Annotated in this window: 14 protein-coding genes; all 14 read right to left on the minus strand. The window is 61.3% G+C overall.

The window, feature by feature from the left end:
* Positions 1–212: 212 nt before the first annotated feature.
* The 14 genes from whiA to pyrR all read right to left on the minus strand — a co-directional run bounded on the left by whiA (position 213) and on the right by pyrR (position 16,565).
* Entirely contained in the window at positions 213–1,178 is a 966-nt protein-coding gene (whiA, locus tag HMPREF2749_RS02445) for a DNA-binding protein WhiA (RefSeq protein ID WP_005505961.1), read from the minus strand.
* Positions 1,179–1,286: 108 nt separating this feature from the next.
* Positions 1,287–2,339: a gluconeogenesis factor YvcK family protein gene (yvcK, locus tag HMPREF2749_RS02450; RefSeq protein ID WP_012903503.1), complete on the minus strand. Its 1,053-nt coding sequence runs from the start codon at positions 2,337–2,339 to the stop codon at positions 1,287–1,289.
* A 109-nt stretch (positions 2,340–2,448) separates the two neighbouring features.
* Positions 2,449–3,363 carry an RNase adapter RapZ gene (gene rapZ, locus HMPREF2749_RS02455; RefSeq protein WP_005505957.1) on the minus strand — a complete coding sequence of 305 codons (915 nt, stop codon included), beginning with the start codon at positions 3,361–3,363 and terminating at the stop codon, positions 2,449–2,451.
* Between the two features lie 331 nt (positions 3,364–3,694).
* On the minus strand, positions 3,695–5,134 hold the full coding sequence (locus HMPREF2749_RS02460; protein ID WP_070593338.1) for a bifunctional phosphopantothenoylcysteine decarboxylase/phosphopantothenate synthase: 1,440 nt from the start codon (positions 5,132–5,134) through the stop codon (positions 3,695–3,697).
* Positions 5,135–5,172: 38 nt separating this feature from the next.
* Positions 5,173–5,631 (minus strand): DNA-directed RNA polymerase subunit omega, encoded by a 459-nt coding sequence (gene rpoZ, locus HMPREF2749_RS02465; RefSeq protein WP_070593339.1) that lies wholly within the window; start codon positions 5,629–5,631, stop codon positions 5,173–5,175.
* Between the two features lie 311 nt (positions 5,632–5,942).
* Entirely contained in the window at positions 5,943–6,500 is a 558-nt protein-coding gene (gmk, locus tag HMPREF2749_RS02470) for a guanylate kinase (protein ID WP_005505951.1), read from the minus strand.
* A gap of 41 nt (positions 6,501–6,541) precedes the next feature.
* A complete protein-coding gene (gene mihF / locus HMPREF2749_RS02475) occupies positions 6,542–6,922 on the minus strand; it encodes an integration host factor, actinobacterial type (protein WP_005505949.1) in 381 nt (126 codons plus the stop codon).
* A 411-nt stretch (positions 6,923–7,333) separates the two neighbouring features.
* Positions 7,334–8,209: an orotidine-5'-phosphate decarboxylase gene (gene pyrF, locus HMPREF2749_RS02480; protein WP_070593340.1), complete on the minus strand. Its 876-nt coding sequence runs from the start codon at positions 8,207–8,209 to the stop codon at positions 7,334–7,336.
* Positions 8,209–11,529, minus strand: a complete 3,321-nt coding sequence (gene carB / locus HMPREF2749_RS02485) for a carbamoyl-phosphate synthase large subunit (protein ID WP_070593341.1) — start codon at positions 11,527–11,529, stop codon at positions 8,209–8,211. The genes pyrF and carB overlap by 1 nt, the downstream gene beginning before the upstream one ends.
* The gene (gene carA / locus HMPREF2749_RS02490; RefSeq protein WP_049341910.1) at positions 11,530–12,717 is read right to left on the minus strand and encodes a glutamine-hydrolyzing carbamoyl-phosphate synthase small subunit; all 1,188 of its coding nucleotides are present in this window, start codon (positions 12,715–12,717) and stop codon (positions 11,530–11,532) included.
* Positions 12,718–12,883: 166 nt separating this feature from the next.
* Positions 12,884–13,423: a PH-like domain-containing protein gene (locus HMPREF2749_RS02495; RefSeq protein WP_005508722.1), complete on the minus strand. Its 540-nt coding sequence runs from the start codon at positions 13,421–13,423 to the stop codon at positions 12,884–12,886.
* 143 nt (positions 13,424–13,566) lie between these two features.
* The gene (locus HMPREF2749_RS02500) at positions 13,567–14,868 is read right to left on the minus strand and encodes a dihydroorotase (RefSeq protein WP_070506251.1); all 1,302 of its coding nucleotides are present in this window, start codon (positions 14,866–14,868) and stop codon (positions 13,567–13,569) included.
* A gap of 30 nt (positions 14,869–14,898) precedes the next feature.
* Positions 14,899–15,900, minus strand: a complete 1,002-nt coding sequence (locus HMPREF2749_RS02505; protein ID WP_070593342.1) for an aspartate carbamoyltransferase catalytic subunit — start codon at positions 15,898–15,900, stop codon at positions 14,899–14,901.
* Positions 15,897–16,565 (minus strand): bifunctional pyr operon transcriptional regulator/uracil phosphoribosyltransferase PyrR, encoded by a 669-nt coding sequence (pyrR, locus tag HMPREF2749_RS02510; RefSeq protein WP_049345471.1) that lies wholly within the window; start codon positions 16,563–16,565, stop codon positions 15,897–15,899. Before pyrR ends, HMPREF2749_RS02505 begins: the two co-directional genes overlap by 4 nt.
* Between the last annotated feature and the right edge of the window lie 112 nt (positions 16,566–16,677).

Genomic DNA, 16,677 nt, shown 5'->3' on the forward strand with positions numbered 1-16,677 from the left:
CTAGGCTCACGCGCGCGAACGCACGAGCGCACGCAAAGAACCTGTGGATAACTCCCCTCGCTGGGCGCGAAAGGGGCCATCCACAGGCTCATTTTTGAAAAATATGCGGTTTTTATTCAAAAACGGAGGGGTTTGGTTTGTCATAAAACCGTCACAAACACCCCAGCCACACGAGCTTCCCGCACCGTTTGAGACCAGAATCTAGCCCTTGCCTAGTCCTCACGCGGCAGCTCAGTACCCGGAACGCCCAGCTCCGAAGCACGCTTATCAGCCATCACCAACAGACGGCGAATACGGCCCGCAATCGCGTCCTTCGTCATCGGCGGATCAGCCAGACGACCCAACTCATCCAGCGAAGCGTGCTTATGCAGCACACGCAGCTCACCGGCATAACGCAGGTGATCCGGCGCCTCATGACCCAGAATCTGCAGGGCACGCTCCACGCGGGCGCTCGCCGCAACAGCCGCCTGCGCGCTACGGCGCAGGTTCGCGTCATCAAAATTCGCCAGACGGTTCGCGGTCGCACGAACCTCCTTGCGGGTGCGCGCCTCACGCCACGTGGTCAGGGTGCCGGTCGCGCCCATACGCTCCAACAGCTGCGAAATCGTCTCGCCGTCACGCACCACCACACGGTCCGTGCCGCGCACCTCGCGTGCCTTCGCAATAATGTCCAGGCGACGAGCCGCACCCACCAGCGCGAGCGCCGCCTCCGGACCGGGGCAGGTAATCTCCAGGGAGGAGGAACGACCCGGCTCAGTCAGCGAACCGTGCGCCAAGAACGCACCGCGCATGACCGCCTCGGCGTCCTGCAGAGAGCCGTTCACCACAGCCGGCGGCAGACCACGCACCGGGCGGCCACGCAGATCCAGCAGACCGGTCTGGCGAGCCAGCGCCTCACCGCCGTGATCCACACGCACAATGTAGCGGCCGCCTCGACGCAGGCCACCACCGCTGACGCTGGTCAGCTCAGAGTCGTGGCCGTAAATCTCCGCGATGGTGCGGCGCATGCGGTGGGCGGTTGCCTCGTGGTCGACCTCAGACTCCACCACGATTCGCCCCGAGACAATGTGCAGGCCTCCGGTAAAACGCAGAATCGTAGAGATTTCTGCCTTACGAGCAGAGACTTTCGTTGCCTCATAGTTGGCGAGTTCGTCCTTGACGAGCGTGGTTAATGCCATGAACAGGTCCTTCTAGGCGTAGTGTTTAAGTCTAAAAATCAGGAAAAGGGGCGCACATAACAGCCAGCTCAAGCAACACACTTGAGCAGCAAACCCAAGCCAGTAAACCTAGGAGCTCAGCTCAAACGCTTCGTTATACGCAGCCGCAAGCTTCAGCGGGTCGTGCACATTCGGCTGGGAGCTCGAACGCAGATGCGCCCACACAACCTTCGCACCCATCGCAGAAGCCTCACGCTCCAGCTCAGAACGGTGATCAGCCTGCATGTCAGCATCAGCAATCACCGCGTCAAGGTGAAGCTTCGGGGCGTACTGGCGCAACAAATCCAAGTGCGTTGCCGGGGTGAAGCCGACCGTCTCCTTATCGTCGGAGAGGTTCATAACCACGCAGCGGCGCGCCTCCGTGCGGATAATCGCCTCACGCTGAGCGTCCAACAGCAGATGCGGCAGAACCGACGTACGCCACGAACCCGGACCCAAAACAATCCAATCGGATTCCTCAATAGCAGAAAGTGCCTCCGGGCAGGGGCGAGCATTTTCAGGGGTCAGACCAATATCGTGAACGCGTTCCTCCTTCGAGAGGTTCACCTGGCCGACCACCTTCACACGCTCAATACCGCCACCGTTATGCTCACGCAGCACGGTACCGTAAATGACCATCGGATCCAGCGCCATCGGCAGCACGCGGCCACGCGCATTCAGTAGCGCACCCGCCCAGTCCAGACCCGCAACCGGGTCATCCAGCAGCTGCCAGAGAGTCGCAATCAGCAGGTTACCGAGAGCATGGTAATCCAGCGGGAACTCGCCCTCATACCCCTCGGGCGCGCTAAAACGATGCTGCATCACATCACGCCACGTGCGACCCCAATCGGTGTCATCACAGAGCGCAGAAAGCGCCATACGCAAATCACCCGGAGGAAGAATACCCATCTCCTCACGCAAACGACCCGACGAACCGCCATCGTCAGCAACCGTCACAACAGCCGTCAAATCAGGCGTGACGTGGCGCAACGCAGACAGGGAACCGTACAGCCCGTGGCCGCCGCCCATCGCCGTAACCTTCGGCGAACGGTGCGTGGTCTTCAACAAGCGCAAAGCCTGAGTCGGCAGAGCCGGCAGGCGCGGAATACCCTGAGTGTCATAACTGGTCGAATGGGTAGACATAGTAATACCTCACATACCCGGAAGGAATGGTATGCCGGCCCCACGGTGTGCGGGGCCGGACGGCGGCTAATGAAACACGACGCGGTGGTTGGGACGCGCCGGGAAAAACTTACTCGCGGCCCTTGTCGCGGTGCTGAACATTCACGTTCAGCTCACCGAAAGCAGAGAGACGACGAGCCAGTTCCTCCGTCACAGCCACGGAACGATGCTTACCACCGGTGCAGCCAATTGCGATGGTGGCGTAGTACTTACCCTCACGGCGGTAGCCCTCAAGCACGGGGCGAAGAGCCGCAAGATAGTTGCTGATGAACTCCTCGGTGCCTGCGTGCTCCAGCACGTAGTCGCGCACCGGGGCGTCCTGACCGGTCAGGGGGCGCAGCTCCGGAACCCAGTGCGGGTTCGGGATGAAACGCATATCAGCCATGTAGTTAGCGTCCGAAGGCGCACCGTACTTGAAGCCGAAGCTCATCACGGTCAGGTTCAGCTTCTTATCCGCACCCTCAGCAAACATTTCACGCACGGTACGAGCCAGCTCGTGAACATTCATGCCGGTGGTGTCAATGGTGCGGTCAGAAGCGAGGCGCAGACCTTCAAAGAGAGTGCGTTCAGCGCGGATACCGTCGAGGACGCGGCCCTCACCCTGCAGCGGGTGCGGGCGGCGCTGAGCCTCGTAGCGGGCAATAATGGTTTCGTCCTTGGCGTCAAGGAAGAGCATGGAGAAGTCAATATCGGACTTGCGCAGAGTCTCAATCGCAGCGGGAAGATCGGAGAACAGTGCGCGGGCGCGAACGTCAATGCCGAGCGCCACCTTCGGAACTCGTGCACCGTCGCGGGTCACCAGCTCAGCCAGGGAACCGAGCATCTGCGGCGGGATGTTATCGATAACGTACCAGCCCTCATCCTCAAGTACGTTTGCGACAGTGCTGCGGCCTGCACCGGAAATACCGGTGATCACCAGAATCTGAGGGCGCTCCTCACTCTGGGCGGACTGTACCGTGGCGGGCTTGCTCTGATTCTCGGGCATGGTGCTTCTTCCCCTTCAACGCGAAATACTCTCTATGCCATGATACAAGACCTTTATCTGACGGTTCAGGGGTACGGTCAGAAATTTCACCACTATGACAGAAATATGAGACGCTGCCCCAGCCGAAGCCGAAAGGAAAGAAATCCCGGTCACAAATCCCTGCGCATAATGCTCCCCCAAGGGAGTCTACAAAAAGCGGCGGTCTACAGAAAGAGGCTGGCGGCAGAGCCGTAAGGGTACAGCAAAGCCCGCACGATACCTCCCACAGGAGGCACCGCACGGGCTCCACACTATAAACGCTCCGAAACTCTACGCGGATGCGCCAGTTGCCTTAGCCAGAAAGCTCAGGCAGGAAAGTCGCCACATGCTCCAGCAGACACACCGACAGTTCCTTCTTCGAACCGGAGAACACCGGCGCCTCATCATTCAGAGTCGACAGCAGCGTAATCGTGTTATCGTCCGTGCCGAAACCACGATTCACACCCACCGTATTGACCGCCAAGAAGTCCGTGCCCTTACGCTGCAGCTTCTCACGACCCAGCTCCAACGGAGTCTTCTCCGCCGAACCGGTCTCCGCCGCAAAACCAACAATGAGCTTCGGACCGAGGGTGCTCTCCCCCGCCTCATGAGCCTGCTGGCGGCGCACCACGACCTCACGCAGAATATCCGGGTTGCGCACCAGCTGAATCACCGGCGCATCCTCAGAATCGGCGCTCTTCTTAATCTTGAACTCGGCAAACTCGGCGGGCCTAAAATCAGCCACCGCCGCAGACATGATCAGCACATCCGCCGCCGCGCTCGCCTCAAGGGTCGCCTCGCGCAGCTCCAGGGCGCTCACCACGCGGGTCAGCTGCACGCCCTCCGGCGCGGGAACCTCAAGGTTCGCGCCAATCAGGTGCACGGTCGCGCCCAGGTCGCGTGCCGCCTCCGCGAGCGCCACACCCTGCTTGCCGGTCGAACGGTTGCCGAGGAAGCGTACCGGGTCCAGCGCCTCACGGGTGCCGCCAGCGGTAATGACCACGAGGCGGCCGGCCAGAGGGCCACGTAGCGATTCGGATGCGCCAGTTGCCTGGCTGTGTTCACCCTGGCTGGGTTCAGCCTTGCCCGAATCACCCTGACCAAGCAGGGCCGAAGTCAGCGTCGCCGCACGCGCCGCCGCCATACGCTCCTGCTCCGTGCCCGTGTACAGGGGCTCAGTCGGCGCGTAACCGGGCGTGTACACCGGGTGCACCTGCCCCTTCGGGAAGCGCTCAATCACATCCAGCGCGACCGCGAAAATATCCTCCGGCTCAGGCATGCGACCCGGACCAGAATCCGGGCCCGTCAAACGCCCAATCGCAGGCTCAATCACGTGATAACCCCACGAACGCAGCGTCTGCACATTCGCCTGAGTCGCCGGATGCTCCCACATCTGGGTGTGCATCGCCGGCGCCAAAATCACCGGGGCGTGCGTCGTCAACACCGTAGAAGACAGCAGATCATCCGCACGACCAGCCGCCAAACGAGCCAGCAAATCAGCGGTCGCCGGGGCAATCACCACAGCGTCAGCCTGCTCGGCCTGACGCACGTGGTTCACCTCCGGCACGCGGTCAAACACGTCCGTCGAGACGGGGTTGCCGCTCAGCGCCTCCAGGGTGGGAACACCCACGAACTTCGTCGCGTTCGGGGTGGGCATGGCGATTACCTCGTCGCCATTCTTCGCAAAAAGACGAAGGAGCATCGCCGCCTTATACGCAGCAATGCCCCCTCCAATACCAACGATAATGCGCATGGTACGTTAAAGAATCCTTAAACCTGAAAGAACGCAGATTACTCAGCGGACTCGTCGAGGATAACCTCTTCGATAGCAATAACCTCTTCGCTACCTGCGGGGATGTACTCCTCCTCGATAGCGCCAGAGAACTCAGCCGCGCTGAAATCAATCACAGCGGACAGATCCTCGGGAACGGGGTAGCCGTCCTCATCGAACTTAGCGTCCGGGTGGTGCTCCGCCACAACACGGTCAGCAATGATTTCACGCATTGCCACCGACAGAGACTTCTCGTTCGACTCAGCGTCAACCAGCGGGCCAACGTGCGCAGCAGTATTGTCCTGCAGGTTAGCGTAGTACGCGTTAATCTGGCGTGCACGGCGGGCACCGAAAATCACCAGGCCGTACTTGGACTCCGCCTTCTCAATCAGCGCGTCAGCGCTGGGGCTCACGATGCCCTCGGGAGCGACACCGTCAACGAAGTTGTAGTCCTCGTGTTCCTTGATTTCGTTTGCCACTAAAAACTCCAAATAGCTTGATGGAATGTACGTACCGAACGCCCCCGCACACCGTTCGCGCTATGGCGCAAACCGGGCACACTGAGGGCACGGTCAAAACTAAAGAACTATTCTACCCTCTCAACGGCTAAAACGCACGTACCAGCCCGGATAAAAGGCAGACCGGCAGGCACAGAGTAGCGGGCACAGGGCAAACAAAAGGCGGGGGCTCCGAAGAAAACTCTTCGAAACCCCCACCTTTCACAACGCCTCACGGCAGAACTACAGGTCGGAAGAAACTCTAGCCCCACCGCAAACGCAAAGCATGCAGATTAGGCAGCGCCAATCAGCTCAGCAATCTCCTTCGCTGCACGCTCAACAGAGTCGTTGACGACCGTGACGTCAAATTCCTTCTCAGCAGCCAGCTCAACCTTCGCGGTTTCAAGGCGACGAGCTTGCTCCTGCTCACTCTCGGTACCTCGACCCACCAGACGCGACACCAGCTCATCCCAGCTCGGAGGAGCCAAGAAAATCAGGCGAGCATCCGGCATGGTCTCGCGAATCTGGCGAGCACCCTGCAAGTCAATCTCAAGGATCACCGGGCGGCCAGCATCCAGAGCCTCCTGGACCTTAGCGCGCGGAGTACCGTACTTGTTCTTACCGTGCACCACAGCGTACTCAAGCATCTGACCGTCAGCGATCATCTGGTCAAACTCTTCCATCGAAACGAAATAGTAGTGAGTACCGTCAACCTCACCGGGGCGAGGATCACGAGTAGTAGCGGAAACAGAGAACCACACGTTCGGGTAGTTCTCACGAATGTACTGGCACACCGTACCCTTGCCAACAGCAGTGGGGCCAGCCAGTACGGTGAGAGTCGGCTGAGACATAGCTTCCTTACTGCGCCTTCATCGACTGAAGGCACGATGTGTTAGGACTGAGAAGATTCAGGAGGCAGAGTATTAGTCCTGCGACGTGCACGGTTCAAATACCGCGAATTACGGTTGAAGTACTCCACCATCTTGCGACGCTGGTGTACACCCAGGCCGCCAAGGCGGCGAGTCGGTGCAATATGAAGTTCTTCAATGATGCGTTCAGCTCGAACGGCACCAATGCCCGGAAGTGCGCGCAGCATCTGCCCCACCGGCATTTTAGCCAGTGCAGGGTCGGAATCGACCATATCAAGCACCTGACGCACGGAAAGTTCACGGTCACTCAGTGCACGCTTAATTTCCTGGCGGTGTGCTCGGGCAAGTACTGCCTTCTCGCGGGCGGAGGCGCGCGCATCCTCAGTTAGCGGAGTCAGCGGCATGGTTGGGTCCCCCATTTCTGCGAGTTATAGAATTTTACTTATCAACTAATGTATCACGGATAGCGCGAGAATCCTCGTTCCACCCGCGGCACTCACCCTCGCACCAACAATGCGTCTACGCACGTCAGCACGTAAATATCAGGGAGTACCCCTATAGCATAGCGGAGTATTCGCCCTATCAAAAGTGGAACCACAGAAGCGCCTCATAGAGCGGGCGCACTCCCCCGCTACAGAGGTGAGCAAACTCGCATCGGCGCGAGCGGGCGGTGGCAAAATTATGCATGCGGGTGTACCGAAAAAATGCGATAAAACAGGAACGCACAGGGGGTACGCAAAAGGGGGGCGCACACCCCGAGCAGACCCTCAACAGAATCCACTCGGAGCACACGCCCCTCTCACACAACACGCGAACTATGCGCCGCGAGCCGCCAATAGGTCATCACGAGCCGCCTGCGCAGCCTGAGCCAAACCCTCAACCGACGGGCCAGCAGCAAGCACGCCACGGCTGGAATTCACCAGCACCTGCGACTCAACACCCGCAAACACGCGGTACAAATCAGCCGCCGAAGCGCCCTGCGCACCATAACCCGGCGACAGAATCGGGCCGTTGAACACGCTCAGGTCAATACCCAAATCAACCAGCGCCTGACCAACAGTCGCGCCAACCACCAGGCCGCACGGGCCCATCTGCTCCCACTGGCGGGAAGCATTCTCAGCGGTAGCCGCAGCAATAATACGCTTAGCCACAGCGCCCCCAGACTCGCCGGAATGACCAGACTCCGACGCGCCCACGTGCTGAACGCTCTTACCCTCAGGGTTCGAGGTCAACGCCAGCACGAACGTGCCGCGGTCATTCTCATCAGCCAAATCCAGCGCCGGACGCAGCGATTCAAAACCCAGATACGGGCTCAAAGTCACCGAATCGGTACCCAGCGGCGAAGACGAGCCGAGCCACGCATCCGCGTACGCCTTCATAGTCGAACCGATATCGCCGCGCTTAGCGTCAGCAACAATCAGCACACCATCAGCGGCAGCGCGGGCAAACAGCGCCTCCAGCACAGCAAGACCAGCCGAACCGTGACGCTCAAACAGCGCCACCTGAGGCTTCAACGCCGCCGCAAACGGGGCGCAACCCTCATAGACCGCCTCAGTAAAAGCAGCCAGACCGGCAGCGGAATCCTCAAGACCCCACTGCTCCAGCAGGTTCGGATGCGGGTCAATACCCACACACAGCGGGCCGCGCTCCGCCATCGCCTTCGCCAGACGATCACCAAAAGTAGCGGACATTACGCCTCGCCACCCTCGGAACGAGCATCCACAGCGGCAGCCAGCTGAACGCCGTGCTCCTGCAGGCTCATGATGTCCCAGCTGTGCTCACGCAGAGCATTAATCGCCTGAACAGCCGCAGCGAACTCAGAAATGGTGGTCATGACCGGGCAGCCCACCGAAACAGCAGCAGCACGAATCTCGTAACCATCGCTACGAGCAGCACCACCGGCAGGGGTGTTCAGAATCAGGTCAATGTCACCGTTGCGGACCATGTCCACAATCGAGTGGTCGCCATTCGCCTCAGCGAACTTCGAAGCCACAATCACCGAGTTCAAGCCGTTACGACGCAGAACCTCAGCGGTACCACCGGTCGAAACAATCTCAAAGCCCAGCGACTCCAGCATCTTCGCGTAAATAATGACGTTACGCTTATCGTGGTTAGCCACCGAAATGAACACCTTACCGGAGGTCGGCAGCGGCGAACCGGCGCCAGCCTGAGCCTTAGCGAACGCGGTGTCATAGTGCTTATCCAGACCCATGACCTCACCGGTCGAACGCATCTCCGGGCTCAGCAGCGAATCCACCACAACACCCTCGGGGGTGCGGAAACGAGCGAACGGCAGAACCGCAGCCTTCACAGCAATCGCGGTCTCCTGCGGCAGGGACGCACCATCCATCTTCGACGGCAGGTAGCCCTCGGCCTTCAGCTCAGCAATGGTCTTACCCAGACCAATCAGCACAGCGGCCTTAGCCATCTGCACGCCGGTAGCCTTCGACACGAACGGAACAGTACGGGACGCACGCGGGTTCGCCTCAATCACGTACAGGTTCTCAGACACGTACGCGAACTGAATGTTAATCAGGCCGCGCACGCCGGTGCCGCGAGCAATCTTCTCGGTAGCGTCCTTCACCTTCGCGATGATATCCGGGCCGAGAGTAATCGGAGGCAGAGTACAAGAAGAGTCACCCGAGTGAATACCGGCTTCCTCAATGTGCTCCATGACGCCGCCCAGGTACAGCTCCTCGCCGTCGAACAGGGCGTCAACGTCAATCTCGATAGCGTCCTCAAGGAACTTATCAATCAGAGCCGGCTGCGAGGGCGAAACCTCGGTAGCGTTCTCCAGGTAGCGAGCCAGGTTCGCCTCGTCGTAGACGATCTCCATGCCGCGGCCGCCCAGCACGTACGAGGGGCGAACCAGAACCGGGTAACCAATCTCGTCAGCGATGCGCTTAGCACCCTCGAAGGTGAACGCGGTACCGTTCTTGGGCGAAATCAGGCCGCCCTCCTCCAGCACGCGAGCGAACTCGCCGCGGTCCTCGGCCAGGTCAATGGCCTCGGGGGTGGTGCCCAGAATCGGCACGCCCGCGTCCTTCAGGGCACGAGCCAGCTTCAGCGGAGTCTGACCGCCCAGCTGCACGAACACGCCCATCAGACCGCCGGTACGACGCTCGGACTCAACAATCTCAAGCACGTCCTCAAGGGTCAGCGGCTCGAAGTACAGGCGAGTCGAAATATCGTAGTCAGTCGAAACGGTCTCAGGGTTGCAGTTGACCATGACGGTCTCGTAACCCAGCGAACGCAGCACCAGCGAAGCGTGCACACAGGAGTAGTCGAACTCGATACCCTGACCGATACGGTTCGGGCCCGAACCCAGAATCATGATCGAGGGCTTCTCGTGGTGGGCCACCTCATCCTCCAGGTCGTAGGAGGAGTAGTGGTACGGAGTGAACGCCTCAAACTCGGCAGCACAGGTGTCAACAGTCTTGAAGACCGGGCGGATACCCAGGGCGTGGCGTACGCCGCGCACCACGTCCTCGGAGGAGCCAATAATCTCGGCAATCTGTGCATCCGAGAAACCGTGACGCTTGGCCAGCTTTAGGGTTTCGGGATCCAGGTGGTCGCGCTTGGCGTGAACCACGCCGGCCACCTCATTCAGCAGCACCAGCTGATCCAGGAACCACGGGTCAATCTTGGTGGCCTCGTGCAGCTGCTCCACGGTGGCACCGGCCAGCAGGGCCTGCTGCACCTGGTAGATACGCTGGGTGGTCGGAACCTTAGTCTTCTCAATCAGCTCAGCCAGCTCAGCCTCAGAGAGGTTCAGCGGCTTGAACGAGAAGGACGCACCCTTCTGCTCCAGCGAACGCATCGCCTTCTGCAGAGCCTCAGTGAAGTTACGGCCCAGAGCCATAGCCTCGCCAACACTCTTCATGGTGGTGGTCAGGGTCGGGTCAGCAGCCGGGAACTTCTCAAACGCAAAGCGCGGAACCTTCACAACCACATAGTCGAGGGTCGGCTCGAAGGACGCCGGGGTCTTCTGGGTGATATCGTTCGGAATCTCATCCAGGGTGTAACCCAGAGACAGCTTGGTCGCAATCTTCGCAATCGGGAAGCCGGTAGCCTTCGACGCGAGCGCCGAGGAACGAGACACACGCGGGTTCATCTCAATGACGATGATGCGGCCGGTCTTCGGGTCAATCGCGAACTGGATGTTACAACCACCGGTGTCCACGCCAACCTCACGAATCACGTTGATCGCGATATCGCGCAGCTTCTGGAACTCACGGTCGGTCAGGGTCAGTGCGGGTGCCACGGTGATGGAGTCACCGGTGTGCACGCCCACGGGGTCGAAGTTTTCGATGGAGCAGACGACCACGACGTTGTCGTTGGTGTCACGCATCATCTCCAGCTCGTATTCCTTCCAGCCGAGGATGGACTCCTCCAGCAGGACCTCGCTGGTCGGCGAGTACTGAATACCGGCGCCGGCAATACGGTAGAGGTCTTCCTCGTTGTACGCCATACCCGAGCCGAGACCACCCATGGTGAAGGAGGGGCGGACCACCATCGGGTAGCCCAGCTCCTTAGCGGCTTCCAGCGCCTCCGGCATGGAGTGAACAATCACCGAGCGTGCAGACTCGCCGCCGGCGCGCTCCACCACGCCCTTGAATGCTTCACGGTCCTCACCGAGGTTAATCGCCTCAATGTTCGCACCAATGAGCTCAACATTGTACTTGGAGAGCACGCCGCGCTCATCCAGGGAGATAGCCGCGTTCAGTGCGGTCTGACCACCCAGGGTCGGCAGGATTGCGTCCGGCTTTTCCTTCTCGATGATCTTCTCAATCACCTCGGGGGTGATGGGTTCAATGTAGGTGGCGTCCGCGAACTCGGGGTCGGTCATGATGGTTGCCGGGTTCGAGTTCACGAGGATGACGCGCACGCCTTCCTCCTTCAGCACGCGCAGCGCCTGAGTGCCGGAGTAGTCGAATTCCGCTGCCTGACCGATGACGATGGGGCCGGAACCGATGACGAGGACGCTATTAAGGTCAGTACGACGAGGCATTTATGCTTCCTTTGCAGTCTTGGTTGCGACCATCAGGTCGATGAAACGGTCAAAGAGGTAGGCGGAATCGTGCGGGCCCGCAGCAGCCTCGGGGTGGTACTGCACGGAGAACGCGGGGATGTCCTTACAGGTCAGGCCCTCAACCACGTTGTCGTTCAGACCCACGTGGGAGACCATGACCTGACCGAACTCGGCGTTCGGTGCAGTCACGTAGTCGCCAATCGGCGCGTCCACAGCGAAGCCGTGGTTCTGTGCGGTGATTTCAACCTTGCCGGTGGTCTTGTCCATGACCGGCTGGTTGATGCCGCGGTGGCCGAAGGGCAGCTTGTAGGTGCCGAAGCCCAGGGCGCGGCCGAGCAGCTGGTTACCGAAGCAGATGCCGAAGAACGGGGTGCCCTTACGCAGCACGCCCTGCAGCAGCTCAACCTGCTCGTCAGCGGTTGCCGGGTCACCGGGGCCGTTGGAGAAGAACACGCCGTCGGGGTTGTGGGAGTAGATGTCCTCGAGGGTTGCGCTTGCGGGCAGCACGTGCACGCGCACGCCACGCTCAGCGAAACGCTGCGGGGTCATCGACTTAATGCCCAGGTCCAGGGCGACAACGGTTGCGACCGGGGGTGCGAACCAGTTGAACTGGTGCGGCTCAACGGTGTAGGCGGTGTCAACCGAAACGGAGTCAGCGAGCTTACGGCCAGCCATCGGCTCGGAGGCGCGCACCTCCTCCAGCAGTTCAGCTTCGGGGCGTTCTGCGTGCTCACCGGAGAACACGCCCGCACGCATCGAACCGCTCGAACGCAGGCGGCGGGTCAGGGAGCGAGTGTCAATGCCCTGAATACCGACGATGCCCTGCTCGATGAGCTCTTCGTCGAGGGTGCGCTCAGAACGCCAGTTGGATGCCACACGTGCGGCGTCGCGAACCACGTAGCCGGCAACCCAAATCTTGCGGGACTCAGCGTCGGTGGTGTTCACACCGGTGTTGCCGATATGGGGAGCGGTCTGAACCACAATCTGACCCGCGTAGGAGGGGTCGGTCAGGGTTTCCTGGTAGCCGGTCATACCGGTCGAGAAAACCGCCTCGCCCAGGGACGCGCCGGTTGCGCCGTAGCCGTAGCCGCGGTAGACGGTGCCGTCCTCCAGGACGAGCAGCGCGCGGTCCGTACGCAGGGCGCCGGATCGTGTCATGTCAGTCATGCTCTTCTTCCTTTTCTCTGGTGTTCTCCCCCGCTTCCTGTACGGCCTCTACCGTGCAAGTTCCGGGGTAGTCTATGGTGCCTTCGGCGGGGTTTTCGCCTGCCGTGGGGCAAAATCTATGGGTGTGGGTGCGCAGGGATATTGCGCCGGGATATTACACCGGGATTTAGGCTTCCGGTTCTGCCGCCCACTTCTCGGGCGCATCCACCGCATTCGGGGCGATGCGGCGCAGCTCCCGCAGTACCGCCTGCTTGTCCTCGGCGTAGCGGGTGCGGAAGCCGGTCTGCACGCGGTGACCGTCCAGGGTCCAACCAATCACGACCAGGCCGTTCTTCTCCACAACCTTGCCCGCCATACCGCGGTCGGTGGTGATGACTGCGAGCTTCTTCGCCGGAATCCACAGGTCCTTCGCGCCGTTACGGGTGAAGATGATGCTGTCCGGGTAAATCAGCAGGGTGGACTTGCTCTTGAAGCCGAGCGAATCGAAACCCACGCGGTCCAGCCAGTTACCGAAGATCGTGGTGCTGACGTACTCGCCCTCGAAAGCGGCGTCAGCGGTCATACCCTCGTAGCGTTCGGGAACTTCCTTGAGGGAGCCGAACATGTTCGCCTGGCGTGCCAGGCGCGAGCGCCATCCGTGCCACATGCCGTAGATGCACAGGGCGACCAGGGCGATGCAGATGACGGCGGTCAGGAACTTTCCCACGAAGGTTCTCTCTTTCGGTTGGGGTCTCGGTCGATGATCTCGGCCTGGGTTGGTGAGGTTGGGGACGGTGCTCCCGGCGAGGCGGTGGCAGGCGTGAACCTACCACCGCCAGGCACGGTCACTACGTACGTTTGCCTCGCGGGTTAACGGCGCGGGGTTGCCAGCTCGCCGTTCAGCACGGTCGGGTGGCCAGCGTAGAAGGTTGCACGGATCGAGCCGGGTACCTCCATGTCGCGGTAGGGGTTGTTCTTACCCTTGGTTGCCTGCTCCTCCGGCTTAATCACGCGGGTTGCCTTCGGGTCGACCAGCACAATGTTTGCCGGTTCGCCTTCGGCAAGCGGGCGGCCCTGCTCGTGGTCCAGGCGACCAATCTTCGCGGGCTCCTCGGAGAGGATGCGTGCCACATCGCGCCAGGTAATCATGCCGGTGTCAACCAGGGTCATCTGGATGATGGACAGTGCCTGCTCCAGGCCGGTCATACCGTTCGCGGCGCACGCCCACTCGCATTCCTTGGTCTCTGCCGGGTGCGGTGCGTGGTCGGTACCAATCACGTCGATGATGCCGTCAGCAACAGCCTGACGCAGCGCCATGACGTCCTCTTCGGTGCGCAGCGGCGGGTTCACCTTGAAAATCGGGTCGTAGGTGCGTGCGGTCTCGTCGGTGAGCAGCAGGTGGTGCGGGGTTGCCTCCGCGGTCACCTTCACACCGCGGGACTTAGCCCAGCGCACAACCTCAATGGAGCCCTTGGTGGACAGGTGGCAGATGTGCAGCTTGGAGTCCAGGTGCTCAGCCAGCAGCACGTCGCGGGCAATGATTGCCTCTTCAGCGACGGCGGGCCAGCCGGTCAGGCCCAGGTCAGCGGACACCTTACCTTCGTTCATCTGGGCGCCTTCGGTCAGGCGCGGCTCCTGTGCGTGCTGTGCAATAACGCCGTCGAAGGTCTTGACGTATTCGAGGGCGCGGCGCATCACTGCGGGGTCGTACACGCACATGCCGTCGTCAGAGAACACGCGCACGTTCGCGGTGGAGTTCGCCATGCCGCCAATGTCGGAGAGGCGCTCGCCCTTCAGACCCACGGTCACTGCGCCGATGGGCTGCACGCGGCACCATGCGGATTCCTTGCCGAGGCGGTCAACCTGCTCAACGACTGCGGCGGTGTCTGCCACGGGCATGGAGTTTGCCATGGCGAACACTGCGGTGTAGCCGCCCAGGGCTGCTGCGCGGGTGCCGGTCTCGACGGTTTCGGATGCCTCGTAGCCGGGCTGACGCAGGTGGGTGTGGATGTCGACCAGGCCGGGCAGCGCCACCTGGCCTGCCGCCTCGACGACCTGTGCGTCTGCGGCGTCAATGTTCTCTGCGATGCGGCTAATCACGCCGTCCTCGATGAGGATGTCGGCGACCTTTTCGCCGTAGAGGCTTGCGCCCTTGATCAGGTACTTGCTCATGGTGTTGGTTCCTCTCGTTAGGAAGGTCGTTTAGGATTCGTCGCCGGCGTAGAGCTTGGCGCTGGAGCCGTCGGTCAGAAGCAGGTAGAGCACCGCCATGCGCAGCGCCACACCGTTGCTGACCTGGCGCAGGACCCAGGAGTTGGTGGCGTCGGCGGCTTCGGCGCAGATTTCCAGGCCGCGGTTCATGGGGCCCGGGTGCAGGATTGCGACCGGCTGCGGCTGCTCCTGCAGGGTTGCGAAGCGTTCGGCGGTCAGACCCCACAGGTCGGTATACTCCTCTGCGGAGGGGAAGTACGCGGCGTTCATGCGTTCCTTCTGGATGCGCAGCAGCATGACGGCGTCGGGGTTGGTGGCGATGGCTTCGTCGAAGTCGTGGAAGATTTCCAGGCCTGCTTCTTCAACCCAGGAGGCGGTGTTCAGCGGCAGCAGGGTCGGCGGTGCGACGAAGACGACCTGCGCGCCGAGGGTGGTTAGCAGCCAGAGGTTGGAGCGTGCCACGCGCGAGTGCAGGATGTCGCCGACGATGAGCACGCGCATGCCGGACAGGTCGGTGCCGCGGGGGCTGTCGAGGCCGTCGAGTTCTGCCTTGTACTGGCGCAGGGATACGGCGTCGAGCAGTGCCTGGGTGGGGTGTGCGTGGGTGCCGTCGCCCGCGTTGAGTACGGGGATGTCGGTCCAGCCTGCCTCGGCGAGGCGCTGCGGTGCGCCGGATGCCGAGTGGCGGATCACGAACGCATCCGCGGCAATCGCCTTGAGGGTCTGCGCGGTGTCCTTGAGCGACTCGCCCTTAGACAGGGAGGAGCCAGATGCGGAGAAGTTGGTGACGGCGGCGCCCAGGCGCTTCTCTGCGGCTTCGAAGGAGAGGCGGGTTCGGGTGGAGTCCTCGAAGAAGAGGTTGACGACGGTCTTGCCGTTGAGCACGTTGAGGGTGCGGTTTTCGGCTTTGACCTGCGCCATGTAGTCGGCGACGTCAAGGATTTCGATGGCTTCTTCGCGGGTTAGTTCGCGGGTGTCGAGCAGATGCTTCATGAGAGCCCTCCCAGCTGGATAATGTCAACTCGGTCTGTTGCGTTGTCGGTTTCGGTGAGTACGACGCGCACGGTTTCGCTGGCGCTGGTGGGCAGGTTTTTGCCCACGTGGTCGGCGCGGATGGGTAGTTGCCGGTGTCCGCGGTCTACGAGGACTGCCAGGCGTACGAGGGCTGGTCGTCCGTGGGCGTTGAGTGCGTCGAGGGCGGCGCGTACGGTGCGGCCGGAGTAGAGGACGTCGTCAACGAGGACTACGGTTTTGCCTTCAATGCCGATAGTGGGCATGATGCTTTCCCCTGCGGTGTCTGGGGAGGTGGTGCCGCCGGTTCGCTGGTCGTCGCGGTAGGCGGTGATGTCCAGGGCGCCGATTCGTGTTTCTGCGTTGAAGTTCGGCTCGATGGCTTGGATGCGGGCTGCGAGTCGTACGGCGAGGGGCACGCCGCGGGAGCGGATGCCGATGAGTACGAGGTTTTCTACGCCTTTATTGGTTTCAATAATTTCGTAGGCGATGCGGGTGAGGGCGCGGCGGATTTCGTCCTCGCTGAGGATGGTGCGGCCGACGGTGGTCGCGTCCTCGGAGGTGCTTTGAGGGGTTGCCGAATGGGGGGCTGCGGTTAGATTTCGCCCCTGATTCGCGCCGGATGTGGGTACAGTTGACCCAGGCATAGCCGTCTCCTTCCCCGCCTCACGGGACGGATTTAAAGGTTTTGTGCTTCTAGTAGGGTACCACAGTTCACAGGCTACGTTCAGGTTCGGCGAGAGACCGCTCACGGTGAGG

Origin of the sequence: Rothia sp. HMSC075F09, from assembly GCF_001810515.1 — a bacterium.
Classification (GTDB): Bacteria; Actinomycetota; Actinomycetes; order Actinomycetales; family Micrococcaceae; genus Rothia.